The organism is Methylobacter arcticus (genome assembly GCF_050917435.1).
Lineage (GTDB): Bacteria > Pseudomonadota > Gammaproteobacteria > Methylococcales > Methylomonadaceae > Methylobacter_A > Methylobacter_A titanis.
This window is the reverse complement of the sequence record NZ_CP159583.1, coordinates 3303756-3320704: the sequence shown is the minus strand read 5'-3', so window position 1 is coordinate 3320704 and position 16949 is coordinate 3303756. Positions and strand designations below refer to the sequence as shown.

Below are 16949 nucleotides of genomic sequence, written 5' to 3'. Positions count from 1 at the left end.
CCGAGGGGCGACCGGTCGGTTGGTCGCCCTTTGCGCAAAGGGCTGAGTTATTTGATTTTCATTCCTTAGCGGGTCTTTCGGGCTATAAAAAATTGAAAGTCATTGGCACCCTGAAATTCAGTGAAACGTCTTGTGCATCGTTAGTCGTGCCAATACCTAAAGATAAATTGAAAGTGGTTTTTGGGGTGTATTTGAACGAATAACCCACCAGGAGCTGCCCTATATCCAATGTACTCCCCCCAATTGCATTGCCATCAATTTCAGATTCTAAAACATGTTTGTGCGAGTACCCTAAACTAAATGATGAGCGTTCATTAATGCCGAAGCCCAGACCAAAACTTAATCCTAGCGTATCCCCAGGATTAACCTTGCCGAAATTCGTACTGGTTTCAGCATTGTAACTATAGCTAAGATTGCCGAAAAAAACCGCCGGATCCGTTGGATAAAGCGCGGTAAGACTGGGCTGAAAACTGAAGTATCCGGCACCCGTCGGTAATTCGGTTGGAAATGTTGCGCCGGGCACCCCTTGAGCTTGTACATATTCAACATCAAAAGGGCTTTTTCCTGTGGGCGCCGTTGCCACTATATTGCCAACAAGAATCGGCCAGCCATTAGATCCGTTGGTAAGTTGGTAGCGTCCGGCAAATTCAAGATCGCCGATGTCATTTCCGGTGGCATTGAACGTTTCATCAGCGCCCGCACCAATACTTACCGGTCGTGAGCGTTGGGTATCATCACGGTAGACATAAGGAAGCCTAAACTCCACTTCCAGTCGATCCGTCACCCCATAACGAGTCCCCAGCGTGCCGATAAAACTGTGCCGCTTAACTTCGCGAAGATCAATCAGACCGATGGCAATGGCCGGAAGAAAGGTAAATGCATCGAGAAATACCCGGTTGTTACTGGTGTAGGCGTATTGCATGGATGGCTCAAAAACAATATTCCCTTTTCGGGTTAACACGCCGCCCACGGTATTGCTTAATCTGGGTATTTCCGGTGGTCGTGGTTTTTCTGTTGCTCCGGGAGGTGCCTGGCCAACTGGCTTGGATGGAAGCGGATTAGGCGATGTTGATGGCTGTTTTTTAGTGTTCGCTGCGACAATTTGGGGTTTATTAGATGCCTGTTTGACCGGCATCTGTTTCTCTGCGCCTTGATTTGTCAAAGAATCAAGGCGCAATTTTAGTTGTTCCAGCGCTTTGCCTTGCTCAGCAATAATCTGCCGTTGTAGTTGAAATTCTTTTTGCTGTTCGGCAAGCAGTTTCTTATATTGCGCCACAGAATTATTTTGCTTGCCGGTTTCTGCATAGCTCGGATTTACAAAAAAAACACAGCAGATAAAAATGAACCCTTTAATGGCACCGAATAAAAAAAACTGCTCCTTCTTAAAATACATCTTCATATGATTGTTTCCCTGTTTCAGTAGTAAAGTAAGAGCTATTGAATTCCCCGCTAGATTTAAGGGTTCAATCCAATTGCAATGACTTTTAAGGACTTATTCGCAAGTAAAAAACGTCATGACAAGGACATGCGCGAATAAATCAATCATCCCGCTGACTTTATAAGTTATTAGTTCCATCAGGGCAATTAGTGTAAATACTTAGAAGAACGCCGGTTTAGTCCTTCGACAGAAATAAGTGGTAAGCGTTTTTAACTTAAGCGGGGACAGTTGGGACCATTATGGCAGCGCTATCTTGCGGTAACGACACTCTCATCGCGATGATAGCAGCGCTCCCTCCCATATGGATATAGCATCAGTGCTATCAAGTTTTAAAGGGTTGTCTCGGCTTAAATGGCAGGCTGCGGTAAGACTTTGATTTGTTTAGTCGCAGTTAATCGTGATCTCGTCGAGCGTCGAATTCTTAAATTCAGTTAACGCATGTTGGGTAAGATAAGGTTGTTAAAAACCATACCGTTACTATTTGAATTCAAGTTTTTTAAGTTACTGACAGCTATATTAATATCGGTAACAGTGCTGATAACTTGATTATCCAGGTTATTCTGAATAACAGAACCCAGCTCTGGCATCGCCAAATCTTGAGCTTGATTCATATTGCCATTCTGAAACAATGAAGCATTGCCCGGTAATTGGAAAAACGAGGAAGAAACGACCGCGCCATTCAACGAAGTAATTCTCTCTAAACTAAAATCTATGTTCACTCCGTTTGGAAGTATAAAGCCGCCTCTTAGTTGATCCAGTTCACTGTCAGATGCTCGCTCCCAGTTGTCAAACTGGTGGGCAGCAATGGTTGAAATTTCATCGGCCACTACCTGACAGGCGAAGCCGGAACCGCCCCAAACGACTATGCAAAATACAGCCTTGATAAATTTCCGGTAGACGTTAAATTGATATGCTTTCACGTTAAACACTCCGCTTAATTAAAAATCCCAGCGTCCAGGTTGCAACATATTGAATTGACCTAAACTGGCTCTATCAACGGCAGAACCTAACGGCGCCTTGACCCTAAGCGCCCACTCTTGCTGATCTTGAAAATGCCTGGCCGCTACATCCTGTTTATCATGGATTAAAAATAAAATACGGTTGCCCCACATTTGTTCAAACTCATCGCGAGGTATTGCTTTTATACCTACAGCGGGATCTCCCACCAGAACTTCCTGCTCATTGAGTCCTTTAATAATAACGAAATGCATGTAACCGTTATTATTGATAATCGTGACTGCCGGCACATTGGCTGTAATCAATTGATCCAAGTTGATCTTGAAACCATCGGAGCGATAGCCGCGTCTTTCCAGAAAAAGTTTAATATCCAGTAACGAAAACCCCTGCTTTTGAATTTTCTGCTGATCGCCATTTTTATACATATCAACAAACACACTTTGTTCGTTTACCACATCGTCATAGTGATAAGTCAGCAGACTGGCTAAAGTTGCCGAGCCGCAACTGAAATCGTACTGTTGCTTGTATACCGTCTTGAAGCGTCGCTCTAAAAAACTGGTCACAGGAACGTTATAGTTACCGCCACCTGCAATGCCGCCATTAAAGTCGAGGGAATCTGCATGACTACAAAGCGTAGGCAGCATCAGAAGAGCACATTTAGCAAAAAATCGTCTCATGTCGCAGTTCCACTGAATAAAAAATGATTAAGGTATGATCGTTACATTAAGGATAGTCGAATCCTGAATAATGACGTTGTTACCGCTGTTTTGAATAACACTGGTAATGCCGCTTGCCTGCGTAAAGGAGCCTCCATCGATTATATTGGCACCATTTATAGTGTTGCTTGCTTGGTTATCAGTCAGGGTGGCACGCAAGTTCATGTTATTAAGAGTCAATATATCTACTCCTTCACGCCCCCGCGCATTGTCCAGCTCTTCTAACTGCACCGTTTCCGTAGCAGAAAAAAGTAACGTATCCTGATGTTGAGCAGAATCAGCATTCGCCGCCTGATTTTGCATAATAACGACAAGTAGCGTTAACAAACAGCTCTTTAAACTTGTTCCCATGACATACTCCTTACCTATTTAATGATATGCCAGTTAAGAGCCGGTGAGCAATGACTCACTCACCGGCAAACTGAAGCTTATTAACGAATACCGTTAATAAATCTTAAGGAGCAATAGATGCAGAGCCTTGGGTAACATTTACAGTGCCGTCAACTAATACAGATTGTTGCGCTAAACCATTGCCAGAGTTTTGAAAGGTTTGAGTAATACCTGCGTTGCCTACAATCGAGTGATCGATACTATTGCCAACGGGTACATTGTTAAATGCCAAACTGACGGGGATAGTGCCAGCAAGACCTGTAACTGAACCGGTCAAATCTTGATTGTTGACTTTGTAATAGCTACTTGCATCACCGCCGCCATTAGCCGCAGCCGATCCGTCTCCACCTGCACTCGCATAGCTGTTATCAGAGTGGTTGCTGTTGTCTGTAATTGCATCGCCGCCGCCATTAGCCGCAGCTGATCCGATTCCACTTGCATTTGCCTGGCTATTGTCTGTAGTTGCCGTTGCAGTGCTGCCATTATTAGCCGCAGCTGATCCTTGAGCACTTGCATCAGCCAAGCTGTTATCGCTGTTATCAGAATTGTCAGAATTGTCAGAATTATCCGAGCGATCCGACCAAGCATTACTGCCATTGTTAGCCGCTGCGTCAGTTGCAGTAGCAGCACTATTGTCAGAGTTATCGCTGTTATCAGAATTGTCAGAATTGTCAGAGTTATCTGAACGATCTGATATGGCGAGACTGGTTCCGTTAGCCGCTGCATCGGTTGCAGTAGCTGCAGTACTGTTGTCTGTAGTAGAGTTATCTGAGTTATCAGAGTTGTCATTTAAGCTGTCAGAAACGGTAACAGGGACGTTTGTGGAATTGTCACTGTTATTACTGTTATCACTGTTGTTAGTGTTGTCAGAGTTGTCATTTAAGCTGTCAGAAACGGTAGTAGGGACGTTTGTGGAGTTGTCACTGTTATTGCTGTTATCACTGTTGTTAGTGTTGTCAGAGTTGTCATTTAAGCTGTCAGAAACGGTAACAGGAACGTTTGTAGAGTTATCACTGTTGTTAGTGTTATCAGTCGCAGTCGAAAATTCATTTGCAGCTGTACTTGCTCCAGACTGGTCGCTAGTCGCCGTTGCAGTCTGATCGCCATATGCTGCTCCACCCGTTGTGTTGGTAGGATTCGCCCATGCACTGGAAACTGAGCCTAATGCAAGAAGAATACTTGCGGTTAATATTTTTTTATTAAATTGTTTCATTGTTGTTACTCCATGAATATATTCAAAAATCATCGGATATTGCACGTTAATAATATCTGATGAGACTGGAACAACCGCCTATCCCCCCTTTCGGCAAGATAACTGGTTATCACGGTTGCAGTATCCTTAATTGGTTCTTAAATTTCCATAGAAGCAATATCAAAAAAACATTAAAAATCATTTAGATACGTAGAATTACTTAGGTGCTAAGGCGTATGGTTAATAGGGCTGTCCAATTTTCATTGTTGTCAAAATACGTGTTGCGAGGTGTATTTAATAAGGCTTGTCGTTTGTTTTGAAGTCGATTCAGGTGATAATGCGGGCCACACTATGACACGCGTGCTTTTATGCGCGCTCAAATGACGGAATAAGCTTTATGAAATCGAGAGATAGAAGACGGGGGCTGGTTTTAGTCAACACTGGCACAGGCAAAGGGAAATCTTCCAGTGCTTTGGGTATGGTTTTTCGTGCCGCAGGCTGGGATATGAAGGTCTGTGTGATTCAATATATTAAGGGGCAATGGCAAACCGGCGAACAAAAAGCCGCCGAACGTTTTGATAATATTGAATGGCATGCGATGGGTGACGGCTTTACTTGGGATACTAAGAATCCTGAGCAGGATATTAAAACCAGTCGGGAAATTTGGGAGTTTAGTAAGGCTAAAATTCTGTCTGGAGAGTTTGATCTGGTGTTGCTGGACGAGATCAATTACTGCTGCGGCTATAATTGGATTTCCGGCGAGGAAATCGCCGATTTTATTCGCGAGCAAAAACCGTCCTGGACGCATTTGATCTTGACCGGTCGCAATGCCGCTCCCGAAGTGATCAGTTGTGCCGATACCGTAACCGAGATGACCAAAATAAAACACGCTTTTGAACAAGGGATTAAAGCCGAACAGGGCATTGAATTTTAAAGTGCGGGTTATTTGATCGGTAGTATTGGCTAGTGTAGCGGGTGCAAAACGTTGAATCGGTACAACATAAGTTGTTGAGGCTAGGTAGATCATCATATAGAATTTTAAGGCAAATGCTCTCGGCAACCTGTAAAATAAAAATTGATTGTTATAAATGAGGAGAAGAAGTATGTCTGAAGTACAAAAAATCATCATGGCTGTTGCAGCCGTTTTTATAATGGGTTTCGTTTTGGTCAGCGCCAGTAAAGAGGATCAAACTATAGAACAAATGGAAAGCGCGGCAAAGATTAGAGCCGTCGTTGCCATGCAAATGATGGCAAATGAAAAATGCCCCGAGAAAATTAAAGAGATAACAGGAGAGCAGGTATATCTTACGTCTGAAACCGAGAGTGATAAGGAGACTTACCTCACTTTAAAATGGGTGGGCGAAAATGCTGAAAAGGGTGGATTTAAAAACGCATCATGTACTTTGCACTCGTCTTTGGGTGGAATTTCGGAACTGATTATTGATGATAAGGTCATCATAAAGAAAAAAATCTAGGTTACGTGGAATTTGGATCAAATCACACGACAGGCATGACTTGATCCAAATCAGCTGATGTGCATGCCATTAGATTTATTGAGCGGTGTTTTTTATCGTGACTCTGGAATATGTTTTGTTTGTTCAGTCTAAAAGCAGCAGTAAAACATAGATACTACAAGGCTAACGCCCCTTAATCTACATGCATGTAGATAAGGCTAAAAACAACAAAAAGAAATTTTTATGACAAAAACAATGATTAAGGGAGTTTTAAAGACATGGAAAGAAGATCGGGGGTTTGGCTTCATCAGCCCTGATGATGGCGGAAAAGATGTTTTTATCCATATTTCTGCGCTTAAAGGTACGAGCCGTCGTCCCGTGACCGGCGATGTTATTTATTATCAGATTGCAAGAGATAACCGGGGCAAGTTCAAAGCGGTTGACGCCTATATTGACGGCGTTGAAATTCTGGAGGACAAAGCTTCCGGCTTTTTTAATACCAAGACAGGCGTCATGCTGTTAGCGCTGGCTTTAGCGGTTATTGCCGCAGTTGTTGTATTTGTTGCCAGTTAAGAAAAGCTGAGGATATTTTTCTACAAGCCGATGTGTCGCGCTACATTGAAGGCTTCATGGACGAAGCCGACCCTCCAGTAAGATTGCGTAACATAGTGGAGCATCGAGCGAGAGGGCCGATTAATTAGCATCTACTTTCTGCTTTTGATGTGCTTTTAAAATATTAGGAATATAGTCTGATGTTGAAACACCTAACTTTTCAGCGTCCATTTTCATGAAATCAAGTAACCAAGTAACCAAGTAACCAAGTTGGCATGACGATATGGAATCGTTCAGTTTTAATCTTGCTTTTCATGTGCGTAATGGTGTAATTGTAATTACTAATAAGTGTGTTGATATTAGCACATGAAAATCCAGAAATCCTATAAATTCAGGTTCTATCCAAACGCACAACAAGCACAACAGCTTGTACGTGAATTTGGTTGCGCTAGATGGGTTTGGAATCGGGCGTTGATTGAACGGGGTTATGCCTTCAAGGAGTGGGGCGTTAGCTTAAACGCGGCTCATGATATTGGCAGCAATATCACGCAGTATAAGAAAAAAGAGTATCCGTGGCTAAGCGAGGCGACAGCAGGTGTTTTAACACAGAAGTTAATGGATCAAGATAAAGCCTTTGATAACTTTTTCAAGGGTCGGGCCAGTTTTCCCAAGTTCAAAAAGAAAAGCCACGCACAAAGCATACGCTACCAGCTGGATCAAAGGATTGTGCTGAATAATTATCATGCCGGGGAATTGCTGAAATTACCCAAACTGGGTGAATTAACAGTGAAATGGTCACCAGTACCGGGCGGAATACCCAAGATGGTAACCGTGAGTCAGTCAGCGGCAAGTATTTTGTCAGTTTTATGTGCGAGGTCGAGCAGGAATTAAAGCCAATGACTGGCAAAGTTGTGGGTATTGATGTTGGCATCAAGGACGTGGTTGTTACCAGTGATGGTTTTCACTCAGGCGCACCGAAATCACGTATTATTACCAGCGCAGATTGAGCAAGGCGCAACGGGTTTTAAGCCGGAAAAAGAAAGGCAGTAACGGATGGAAAAAGCAACGGCTTGTTGTAGCGAGGATTCACGAGAAGATAGCCAATTCCCGGAAGGATTTCTTGCACAAACTTACCACGAAACTGGTAAGCGAAAATGATGTAATTTGTGTTGAAGACTTGAATGTGTCCGGCATGATGAAAAACCGCTGTTTAAGCAAGGCGATTGCTGATGTGTGCATCTTCGAGTTGAATCGACAGATTGAATACAAAGCGGCATGGTACGGAAAACGGTCGTTAAGATTAGCTGCTGGGAGCCGAGTACCAAGACCTGTAGTTCATGCGGTCAAGTCCGTATGATGGAATTATCGCAACGGGTTTATGCGTGCGAATGTGGTTTAACTATTGATCGCGACTTAAATGCCGCGCTCAATATTAAAAGGGCTGGGTTAGTCCTGAGTGGAGATGTATACCAAATTGATAAAGCCGCCTAGCGGTGGAATGCTTGTATCAAACGGCTGTGAAACTCGACCCAATTTTAACTGATAGCTTTCGCATGGAGCGATGCGGTCAGTTTGAAAGCGGATTCCAATAGAGGCATACGCTAAGGAGTTGTAATGACTGATTCACAAAAATGGCTGGTTTTCGCTTTTATCTCAGGTTCGATCTGGCTGCTTTACCTGCTGGCCCCGGTATTGATGCCGTTTGCATTTGCAGCAATGTTGGCTTATTTAGGCGATCCGCTGACCGATAAGCTGGAAACTTACCGATTATCCAGAACCAAAGCAGTATTGGTCGTTTTTTCGGCGATGACGCTGGTTTTTGTACTGGTTTTACTGCTGCTGGTTCCCCTTCTGGAATACCAAATCGAGCGTTTTTTGAGCAATCTGCCCGCTTATGTCTCATGGTTGAATGAGACTGTCATTCCCTGGACGCAGCGCCGATTTCATCTGGGCATCAAGCCGGTTAACCTCAATCAGATTATTAATCTGGTTAAAAATCATTGGGAGCAGGCGGGCGGCATTGCTGCGGCGCTTATGAGCTCTGTTTCGCATTCCGGTGGGGTGCTGGCCGAATGGGTGATGAATCTGCTGCTAATTCCCGTGGTCACTTTCTATTTATTGCGCGATTGGGACAGCCTGATTGTCAAAATGCATGATTTATTGCCCCGGCGTATAGCGCCGATCACAGCCAAGCTCGCGGGCGAAGTTGACACGGTATTATCGGCTTTTGTTCGGGGGCAATTTTATGTGATGCTGGCCTTGGGCTGTATTTACAGTATCGGGCTGTGGATGACGGGCCTCGATTTGGCTTTGCTGATAGGCATGCTGGCAGGTCTGGTCAGTTTTGTGCCTTATCTGGGTTCTATTGTCGGCATCGTTATCGCGGGTATTGCGGCTTTGGTGCAATTTCATGAGTTAATACAACTGGTGCCGGTCGCCATCGTTTTTATCATAGGGCAATCGCTGGAAGGTATGCTGTTAACGCCGATGTTGGTGGGCGACAAAATTGGCTTGCATCCAGTTGCTGTGATGTTTGCGGTATTGGCTGGCGGTCAATTATTCGGCTTTTTGGGTGTTTTGCTGGCATTGCCTGTCGCGTCGATCAGTATGGTGTTATTACGGCATATGCATGATTTATATCGAGATAGCGATTTTTACGTTCGTCAATAATGTTACTTAGAACTGTCATTTTGATGCTTTGTATCGCGCGGTTTCTGGGCGATGTGTGCTGGGCTAGCGATGAAAAGCGGGAGGCTGATTTTGCCGAAAGCATCAATAAGACCTTGGCTATCGGTAAGGCGGTCTGGCTGGAGGCTGAAGGAAAAAAGTTTCTCGGTCTTTATACAGAAATAGAAAAATTGAGTGGCAATGGCGTTGTTATTATTCTTCATGATATGGATGGAAATCCCAATCAGCGGCAACTCATTTACGGGTTGAGAGTTTTTTTACCCGAACATAAGTGGGCAACGCTGTCACTGCAAATGCCGCTTCGGGAAATTGGCGTTGCAAGAGAAGAATACTATGCGTTGTTTCCCGAGGCAGTGGCGCGGATTCAGGCCGCAATTAGCTATGCGAAGAGCAGCGGTGCAGAAAATATTGTTGTGGTCGGTTATGGTTTGGGCGGTCTGATGGGAATTTATGCGCTAAGTGAGTCGGCGGCAGATATTATGGCGCTGATAACCATTAGTTTGCCGGTGCCGAAGACCGAAAACAAGGCGGCTCAAACGCTGGAGTTTATCAAGAAGATCAAGGTTCCGATGCTGGATATTTATGGCGCATTAGACGTGGCGGATGTTACCGGCAGCGCCAGAGATCGGCGCTTGGCGGCAAAAGAAAATACGGCTTATCGGCAGATTAAGATCAATGATGAAGGCCATGCTTATCTGCATGATGAAGGCTTGCTGGTTAAACGGATATACAGTTGGCTGGGGGTGGCGGTGAAGGTTCCTGCTCCCGAACCCTCAGTTCAATGACTTGTGGTTATTTTAACAGGCCTAAATCTGTTACAATATACGGCTAAAACAGGCGTGCAAATACGATAACGGCAGACGTTGGCACAACGCATTAACACTATCATAACAAGTTGAAAACTAAGTGGATTTAAAACATATAAGAAATTTTTCCATTATCGCGCATATCGATCATGGTAAATCGACGCTGGCGGATCGTTTTATTCAACTATGCGGCGGCTTAAGCGTCAGGGAGATGTCAGCGCAAGTACTTGATTCGATGGATATTGAAAAAGAGCGGGGCATCACCATTAAGGCGCAAAGCGTCACCCTCGATTTTAAGGCGAAAGACGGCGAGACCTATCAGCTTAATTTCATCGATACCCCGGGACATGTGGATTTTTCTTATGAAGTTTCCCGGTCTCTGGCGGCTTGCGAAGGCGCGCTGTTGGTCGTCGATGCGGCTCAGGGTGTTGAAGCGCAAAGTGTTGCCAATTGTTATACGGCGATAGAGCAGGGCTTGGAAGTGGTGCCGGTGCTGAATAAAATCGATTTGCCCTCTGCCGAGCCTGAGCGGGTGAAGGCCGAAATCGAAGAAGTGATCGGTATTTCTGCTGACGAGGCGCTGATGATCAGCGCTAAAACCGGTTTAGGTGTTGAGGATGTGCTGGAACAGCTGGTGCTCAAGATTCCTCCGCCGCAAGGCAATATAGACGGCCCGTTACAGGCCTTGATTATCGATTCGTGGTTCGATAGCTATCTGGGCGTAGTGTCGCTAGTCAGAATTATGCATGGCAGTATCCGCAGAAAACAAAAGATCACCATCATGTCCACCGGCAAGTCGTTTATTGCTGAAAAAGTCGGCGTTTTCACGCCCAAACGGCTGGAAAAAGACATACTCAATACCGGTGAAGTGGGTTATGTCGTGGCCGGTATCAAAGATATTTTTGGTGCGCCGGTCGGCGACACCATTACCTGGACGGATAATCCGGCTGCCGAACAGTTGACTGGATTTCAAAAGGTTCAGGCGCGCGTTTTTGCAGGCCTGTATCCGGTGACTTCGGATCATTATGAAGATTTGCGCGAAGCGCTCAATAAGTTGAATCTGAATGATGCTTCCTTGCACTTTGAGCCGGAAACCTCTCAGGCTTTAGGCTTTGGTTTTCGCTGCGGTTTTCTCGGTATGCTGCATATGGAGATTGTGCAGGAGCGTTTGGAAAGGGAATACGATGTCGATCTGATTACTACGGCACCCACCGTTGTCTATGAAGTTATTACCCATAACGATCAGATTTTGATGATCGATAATCCGGCTAAACTGCCGGATATGGGCACTATCAAGGAGATCAGGGAGCCTATTATCCGGGCCAATATCCTGGTTCCTCAGGCTTATCTGGGCGGCGTAATCACGCTGTGCATAGAAAAGCGTGGCGTGCAAAAGGACATGCAGTACGTCGGCAGGCAGGTGGCGTTGCATTATGAAATGCCGCTAAGCGAAGTGGTGCTGGATTTCTTCGATCGTTTAAAGTCGGTGAGTCGGGGCTTTGCCTCGTTTGACTACGAGTTTTTGCGCTTCCAGCCGGCCGAGCTGGTCAAGCTGGATGTATTGATCAATGCCGAAAAAGTGGATGCCTTGTCTATCATCGTGCATCGCGACTTAAGCAATAACCGGGGTCGGGATCTGGTCGAAAAAATGAAAGAGCTGATCCCGCGGCAAATGTATGAGGTTGCGATACAGGCGGCGATTGGTTCCAAGGTTATCGCCCGCTCCACCGTTAAAGCGATGCGTAAAAACGTGATTGCCAAATGTTACGGTGGCGATATTAGCCGTAAGAAAAAATTGTTGGAAAAACAGAAAGCCGGTAAGAAACGCATGAAACAGGTCGGCAATATTGAGATCCCTCAAGAGGCATTTCTGGCTGTTTTGCAGCTTAATAAAGAATAAGAGCAGACGAAAGGCAAAAGGCGCAAGGCGAAAAAACCAAGCTTCAATTACATCGCCTTTGCCTTTCGTCTTTAGCCCTTCGCCTTAAACCTTTAACCTAAAGTATATAATTATGGACTACGATTTTTCCTTTTTTCTTGCCGTCGCCACGCTGGTTACCGGCGTTATTTGGGGCGGGTATTTGCTGGTGCTCAAATCAACGGGAGCGGCTTTTGATGAAGAAAATGAACCCGTACTGGTAGAGTATGCGCGCTCTTTTTTTCCGGTTGTGCTGATTGTTCTGGTGCTGCGCTCATTTATAGCCGAGCCTTTTCGCATACCTTCAGCATCGATGATGCCGACTTTACTGATAGGCGATTTTATTCTGGTGAATAAATTTACTTACGGAATACGTTTGCCGGTTTTAAACACAAAAATCATTGAAATGAATCAACCCAAGCGTGGGGATATCGTCGTTTTTCGGTATCCTAAAAATCCGGCTGTCGATTATATCAAGCGGGTGATTGGCTTGCCGGGCGACCGGGTCGCCTATTACGATAAGAAGCTGCATATCAATGAACAACCCGTCAGCCAAGTGTCTTTGGGGCGTTATCAGGGTGTAGGGCAAGGCGAGGACATGACCGGCAATGAGCTTATATTAGAAGATTTAACCGGTGTTGAGCACAATATTCTGATCAGAAATGGTGCCGCTTCAGCCGAAGGTGTTTATGTGGTGCCGAAGGGGAGTTATTTTGTGATGGGCGATAATCGCGATAACAGTAACGATAGCCGTTACTGGGGCACAGTTCCTGAAGAAAATCTGGTTGGAAAAGCATTTTTTATCTGGATGAGCTGGGATTGGCAACATAAAGGCGTGGGGTTTGATCGTATTGGCACGGTGTTAAAATAACCTGCGTTATAGTTGTTTATTTGTAACTACTCAGCCATCAATATGATAATAGAACGCAGATGCAGCTGCCCCTCCTCGGCAACTGCTCCTGCATTGCTCTACCTCCTGCGTCCATGCAAGTCGTGCTCACGCTAAGCGGCTACATCCCTGTAGGCGACACTGATAAATATGATAAACGCGGATAACTCGAAAAAATCTTATTTGATCTTAATGATCAGCGTTATCTGTGTTCCATTTTTCTAACTACTGAGTAGTTACGTTTATTTAATCAATCATCTGGAGAAAAAATGAATTCGTCACCTAAAAATCAGCAAGGTTTAACCTTGATTTCGATTGTTTTAATTCTGGGACTCATCGGATTTTTTGTCGTATTGACACTTAAGGTGGTTCCGATTTACCTGGATCACGGCAAGGTAAAAAGTGCTTTGGCGGCCTTACAAGCAATGCCTGATATCCAAACGAAAAGCGAGTTTGAAATCAGGGACAGCTTAAGCAAGCGCTTTAACATCAATTATGTCTACGATGTCACCAAGGATGATATTAAGGTCGTCAAACAGGGCAATTATGTGAAAGTGGATATCGAGTATGAGACTGTCGTGAAATTGGTCGATAATCTGAGTTTATTAGCCGAGTTTCATGATTCTTTCGAGGCTGGCCAAGAGTGATAAAAAAGCCCGAAGTGTTATGTAAAAAACTGGGCCTGGTATTTAATGATCCACAGCTTTTTACCGTGGCTATAACCCATCGGAGCGCAAGTTCTAACAATAACGAACGCTTGGAATTTTTGGGTGATTCGATTTTAGGCTTTGTTATTGCCCAAAAATTATATGAACTGTTCCCCAGTGCCAGTGAAGGTGTTTTAAGTCGGTTAAGAGCGAGTTTGGTTAATCAAGGGTCGTTGGCAGAGTTGGCTAGAAAACATCAGTTAGGCGATTATTTATTGCTAGGTTCGGGGGAGTTAAAAAGCGGCGGCTTTCGTCGTGATTCCATTCTGTCCGATGCAGTCGAAGCCATTATAGGTGCGCTGTACAATGATCAGGGTATGGATGTTTGTCAGCAATGGATCTTGCAATTATTTGCAGAAAAGCTGGCCAATTTATCGTTGGATAATTGGCGGAAAGATCCTAAAACTCAATTGCAGGAGTTAATGCAATCCAGAAAAATGGAGCTGCCGGATTATACCTTAATGACCATGTCCGGACTTGCACATGAACAAACTTTCAAGGTTAAATGTACTACGCCATTAACAACAGGGTCTTGTGTTGGTATGGGAAATTCCAGAAAAAAAGCCGAGCAGTCGGCGGCAGAGCTTATGCTCGAATTATTAAATAAGGATAGTAAATGAATTGCGGTTTCGTAGCCCTGATTGGGCGTCCCAATGTCGGCAAATCAACATTGATGAATCATTTGTTGAAGCAGAAGATCAGTATTACCTCGCGCAAGCCGCAAACAACCCGGCATCGAATTCTCGGCATTAACACCACTGACGCAGGGCAGGCCATTTATATGGATACGCCGGGCATGCATAACAGTGAAAAGCGAGCTTTGAACCGTTATTTAAACCGGACGGCGGAGACGACCTTGTTGGGTGTCGATGTGATAGTCTGGCTGATTGATGGTTTGTCCTGGCATGAATATGATGAGGTCATCTTCAAAAAACTGGAGCAGGCGGGTTTGCCGGTTATTCTTGCGGTAAACAAGGTCGATAAGGTAGCTGACAAAGAAGCTATTTTGACGTTCTTTAACGATGCCCAGCATCGTTTTCCGTTCAAGCATTTGGTGCCTATTTCTGCGTTAAAAAGAACCAATCTTGAGCAGCTGGAAAGTTTGATCATGGCGTTGTTGCCTGAACGGGATTTGATCTATCCCGAGGATCAGGTTACCGATCGATCCGAGCGGTTCTTGGCCGCTGAAATTGTCAGAGAAAAGCTGACCCGGCGCTTAGGCGATGAGCTGCCGTATGCGCTGACGGTAGAGATTGAACGCTACGAGGAAAAACCCGGCATTACCAAAATATATGCCATTATCTGGGTGGAACGCTTGACTCAAAAGAACATCGTGATTGGCAAGGATGGCGAGATGCTGAAAAAAGTCGGTACCGATGCCCGGCTGGATATAGAAAAGCTGCTCGGGCAGAAGGTTTATTTACAGCTATGGGTTAAAGTTAAAAAAGGCTGGTCGGATAGTGAACGCGCCTTACAAAGTCTGGGATTTAATGACTGAATCCGCCGTTTATTTACAGCCTGCGTTTATCTTGCAGTCTCGTAAATACCGGGAAACCAGTCTGATTATTGATGCGTTAACCCGGGATTTCGGCCGTATCTCCCTGCTGGCCAAAGGCGTAAGAAAAGCCAAGTCCAAAACAGCAGGGTTGCTGCAACCCTTTATCCCGTTAACCCTTTCTTTTTTTGGTAAGGCAGAGTTAAAAACGCTGACTGATGTCGAGCGCCGCGACTATTTTCGCCAAGTTGGCGGCATACACACCATCCCTGGCGATAGGGTTCATTCGGTTGGCGAGATAAAGGGGCTTGCACTTTATTGCAGTTTTTATATCAATGAGTTGGTTGCTTGTTTTCTGCATAAATACGACCCTCACCCCGAAGTATTTGACTATTACCATGAATGTTTATCGAGTCTGGCGGATGGCTTCAGTATGGAAGCGGCATTGCGCCTGTTTGAGCTTAGACTGCTTGAGTGTTCGGGCTACGGCTTGCAGTTGAGCCATGACGACCATAACAATCCCGTCGAAGCATTAAAAAAATATGGTTTCAATGTGGGTCAGGGACCGGTTGATGTTGCGGGTGGACAGTTTTCAGGTCGGACTTTTCAGGCGCTCAGTTCCAGAGAATTGGCCGATCCGCAGGTGTTAAGCGAAGCAAAAATACTGATGAGAATGATCATTGATGTGTATTTGCAGGGCAGGCAACTTAAAAGCCGGGGAGTTATAAATAAAGTCTTCGCAACTGTTCAGCGGTAGGCGAAAGGCGAAAAAACCTAAGCTTCAACATGATTACCCTTAGCCGTTCGTCTTTAATCTTTTTAATCAACATAATGATCAGTTTCGCTTAGCGGCGCCTACTTTTGGCATCCGTTTTCCCTTATAAAATTACACTAAAAATGAATAAAACAAATATCCTATTAGGCGTGAACATTGATCATGTTGCCACCTTGAGACAGGCCAGAGGCACACTTTACCCTGAACCGATTCAAGCTGCATTAATTGCAGAACAGGCCGGTGCTGACGGCATTACCGCGCATTTGCGTGAAGACCGTCGACATATTCAGGACAGAGACATCTACCTGTTAAAAGACATGCTGCATACCCGGCTGAATATGGAAATGGCGGTGACCGACGAGATGGTCGGTATCGCGGTGAAGGTACAGCCATTTGCTTGCTGTCTGGTGCCGGAAAAACGGGAAGAATTGACCACCGAAGGTGGACTGGATGTCGTCGGCAATTTGCAGCGCATACAATGGGCTTGTGATAAGTTGGCGGCTGCGGGCGTTGAAGTGTCGCTGTTTATCGACCCGGATGAAATGCAGATTGATGCAGCGGTAAAAGCAGGCGCTCCGGTTATTGAATTGCATACCGGGTGTTATGCAGAGGCACGTAGTCCGTTACAGCAAGCGGATGAATTAGAACGCATCAGGCACGCTGCTATATATGCACATAGTGCCGGGTTGCAAGTTAATGCAGGGCATGGTTTAAATTTTTATAATGTTGAACCCATTTGTGCGCTACCGCAAATAGCAGAGCTTAATATCGGCCATTCGATTATCGCGCAGGCGGTGTTTTCAGGCTTGGCTCAGACTGTTAGGGATTTGAAGCAGATCATGCGCAGCGCAAGATTCATGCAGGGCTGTCCTGCCCGGCACCCTTAGGGTAAATGCAAATCCGCTCCCGGCGGATTTGTGCAGTAGGGTGTTTGGTTTTGAAAGAATAGCCTCCAAAATAGATTTTTAGAGG

20 protein-coding genes are annotated in these 16949 nt (G+C 45.1%); 15 read left to right on the top strand and 5 right to left on the bottom strand.

Annotated elements, in window-relative coordinates; all coding sequences use genetic code 11:
- Positions 1 to 82: 82 nt before the first annotated feature.
- The 5 genes from ABXJ76_RS15810 to ABXJ76_RS15790 all read right to left on the bottom strand — a co-directional run bounded on the left by ABXJ76_RS15810 (position 83) and on the right by ABXJ76_RS15790 (position 4747).
- Entirely contained in the window at positions 83 to 1399 is a 1317-nt protein-coding gene (locus ABXJ76_RS15810; protein ID WP_432741837.1) for a transporter, read from the bottom strand.
- 470 nt (positions 1400 to 1869) lie between these two features.
- Positions 1870 to 2358: a hypothetical protein gene (locus ABXJ76_RS15805; protein WP_432741835.1), complete on the bottom strand. Its 489-nt coding sequence runs from the start codon at positions 2356 to 2358 to the stop codon at positions 1870 to 1872.
- 18 nt (positions 2359 to 2376) lie between these two features.
- Complete coding sequence (locus ABXJ76_RS15800) at positions 2377 to 3072, bottom strand: C39 family peptidase (protein WP_432741834.1); 696 nt, start codon at positions 3070 to 3072, stop codon at positions 2377 to 2379.
- Positions 3073 to 3099: 27 nt separating this feature from the next.
- Positions 3100 to 3462 (bottom strand): hypothetical protein, encoded by a 363-nt coding sequence (locus tag ABXJ76_RS15795; RefSeq protein WP_432741832.1) that lies wholly within the window; start codon positions 3460 to 3462, stop codon positions 3100 to 3102.
- A gap of 103 nt (positions 3463 to 3565) precedes the next feature.
- Positions 3566 to 4747, bottom strand: coding sequence for a hypothetical protein (locus tag ABXJ76_RS15790; protein ID WP_432741830.1), 1182 nt, complete (start codon positions 4745 to 4747; stop codon positions 3566 to 3568).
- 343 nt (positions 4748 to 5090) lie between these two features.
- Between ABXJ76_RS15790 and cobO the strand changes: the two genes are divergently transcribed.
- The 15 genes from cobO (at position 5091) to pdxJ (ending at position 16864) form a co-directional block, all read left to right on the top strand.
- The gene (gene cobO, locus ABXJ76_RS15785) at positions 5091 to 5627 is read left to right on the top strand and encodes a cob(I)yrinic acid a,c-diamide adenosyltransferase (protein WP_432741828.1); all 537 of its coding nucleotides are present in this window, start codon (positions 5091 to 5093) and stop codon (positions 5625 to 5627) included.
- 169 nt (positions 5628 to 5796) lie between these two features.
- Positions 5797 to 6168, top strand: a complete 372-nt coding sequence (locus ABXJ76_RS15780; protein ID WP_432741826.1) for a hypothetical protein — start codon at positions 5797 to 5799, stop codon at positions 6166 to 6168.
- Between the two features lie 222 nt (positions 6169 to 6390).
- Positions 6391 to 6720, top strand: coding sequence for a cold shock domain-containing protein (locus ABXJ76_RS15775; protein ID WP_432741824.1), 330 nt, complete (start codon positions 6391 to 6393; stop codon positions 6718 to 6720).
- Between the two features lie 345 nt (positions 6721 to 7065).
- Positions 7066 to 7590, top strand: a complete 525-nt coding sequence (locus ABXJ76_RS15770) for an RNA-guided endonuclease InsQ/TnpB family protein (protein ID WP_432741822.1) — start codon at positions 7066 to 7068, stop codon at positions 7588 to 7590.
- A 112-nt stretch (positions 7591 to 7702) separates the two neighbouring features.
- The gene (locus tag ABXJ76_RS15765) at positions 7703 to 8056 is read left to right on the top strand and encodes an RNA-guided endonuclease TnpB family protein (protein ID WP_432741820.1); all 354 of its coding nucleotides are present in this window, start codon (positions 7703 to 7705) and stop codon (positions 8054 to 8056) included.
- Positions 7975 to 8190 (top strand): zinc ribbon domain-containing protein, encoded by a 216-nt coding sequence (locus tag ABXJ76_RS15760; protein WP_432741818.1) that lies wholly within the window; start codon positions 7975 to 7977, stop codon positions 8188 to 8190. The genes ABXJ76_RS15765 and ABXJ76_RS15760 overlap by 82 nt, the downstream gene beginning before the upstream one ends.
- 123 nt (positions 8191 to 8313) lie before the next feature.
- Positions 8314 to 9369, top strand: coding sequence for an AI-2E family transporter (locus ABXJ76_RS15755; RefSeq protein WP_432741816.1), 1056 nt, complete (start codon positions 8314 to 8316; stop codon positions 9367 to 9369).
- Complete coding sequence (locus ABXJ76_RS15750) at positions 9369 to 10172, top strand: DUF3530 family protein (RefSeq protein WP_432741814.1); 804 nt, start codon at positions 9369 to 9371, stop codon at positions 10170 to 10172. Before ABXJ76_RS15755 ends, ABXJ76_RS15750 begins: the two co-directional genes overlap by 1 nt.
- Positions 10173 to 10293: 121 nt before the next feature.
- Positions 10294 to 12093 carry a translation elongation factor 4 gene (gene lepA, locus ABXJ76_RS15745; protein WP_432741812.1) on the top strand — a complete coding sequence of 600 codons (1800 nt, stop codon included), beginning with the start codon at positions 10294 to 10296 and terminating at the stop codon, positions 12091 to 12093.
- A 112-nt stretch (positions 12094 to 12205) separates the two neighbouring features.
- The gene (lepB, locus tag ABXJ76_RS15740) at positions 12206 to 12982 is read left to right on the top strand and encodes a signal peptidase I (RefSeq protein ID WP_432741810.1); all 777 of its coding nucleotides are present in this window, start codon (positions 12206 to 12208) and stop codon (positions 12980 to 12982) included.
- A gap of 287 nt (positions 12983 to 13269) precedes the next feature.
- A complete protein-coding gene (locus ABXJ76_RS15735) occupies positions 13270 to 13647 on the top strand; it encodes a DUF4845 domain-containing protein (RefSeq protein WP_432741808.1) in 378 nt (125 codons plus the stop codon).
- Positions 13644 to 14327: a ribonuclease III gene (rnc, locus tag ABXJ76_RS15730; protein ID WP_432741806.1), complete on the top strand. Its 684-nt coding sequence runs from the start codon at positions 13644 to 13646 to the stop codon at positions 14325 to 14327. The genes ABXJ76_RS15735 and rnc overlap by 4 nt, the downstream gene beginning before the upstream one ends.
- Positions 14324 to 15205 (top strand): GTPase Era, encoded by an 882-nt coding sequence (gene era, locus ABXJ76_RS15725; RefSeq protein WP_432741804.1) that lies wholly within the window; start codon positions 14324 to 14326, stop codon positions 15203 to 15205. Before rnc ends, era begins: the two co-directional genes overlap by 4 nt.
- The gene (gene recO, locus ABXJ76_RS15720; protein WP_432741802.1) at positions 15198 to 15959 is read left to right on the top strand and encodes a DNA repair protein RecO; all 762 of its coding nucleotides are present in this window, start codon (positions 15198 to 15200) and stop codon (positions 15957 to 15959) included. The genes era and recO overlap by 8 nt, the downstream gene beginning before the upstream one ends.
- A gap of 140 nt (positions 15960 to 16099) precedes the next feature.
- Positions 16100 to 16864: a pyridoxine 5'-phosphate synthase gene (gene pdxJ / locus ABXJ76_RS15715; RefSeq protein WP_432741800.1), complete on the top strand. Its 765-nt coding sequence runs from the start codon at positions 16100 to 16102 to the stop codon at positions 16862 to 16864.
- Positions 16865 to 16949 lie beyond the last annotated feature (85 nt).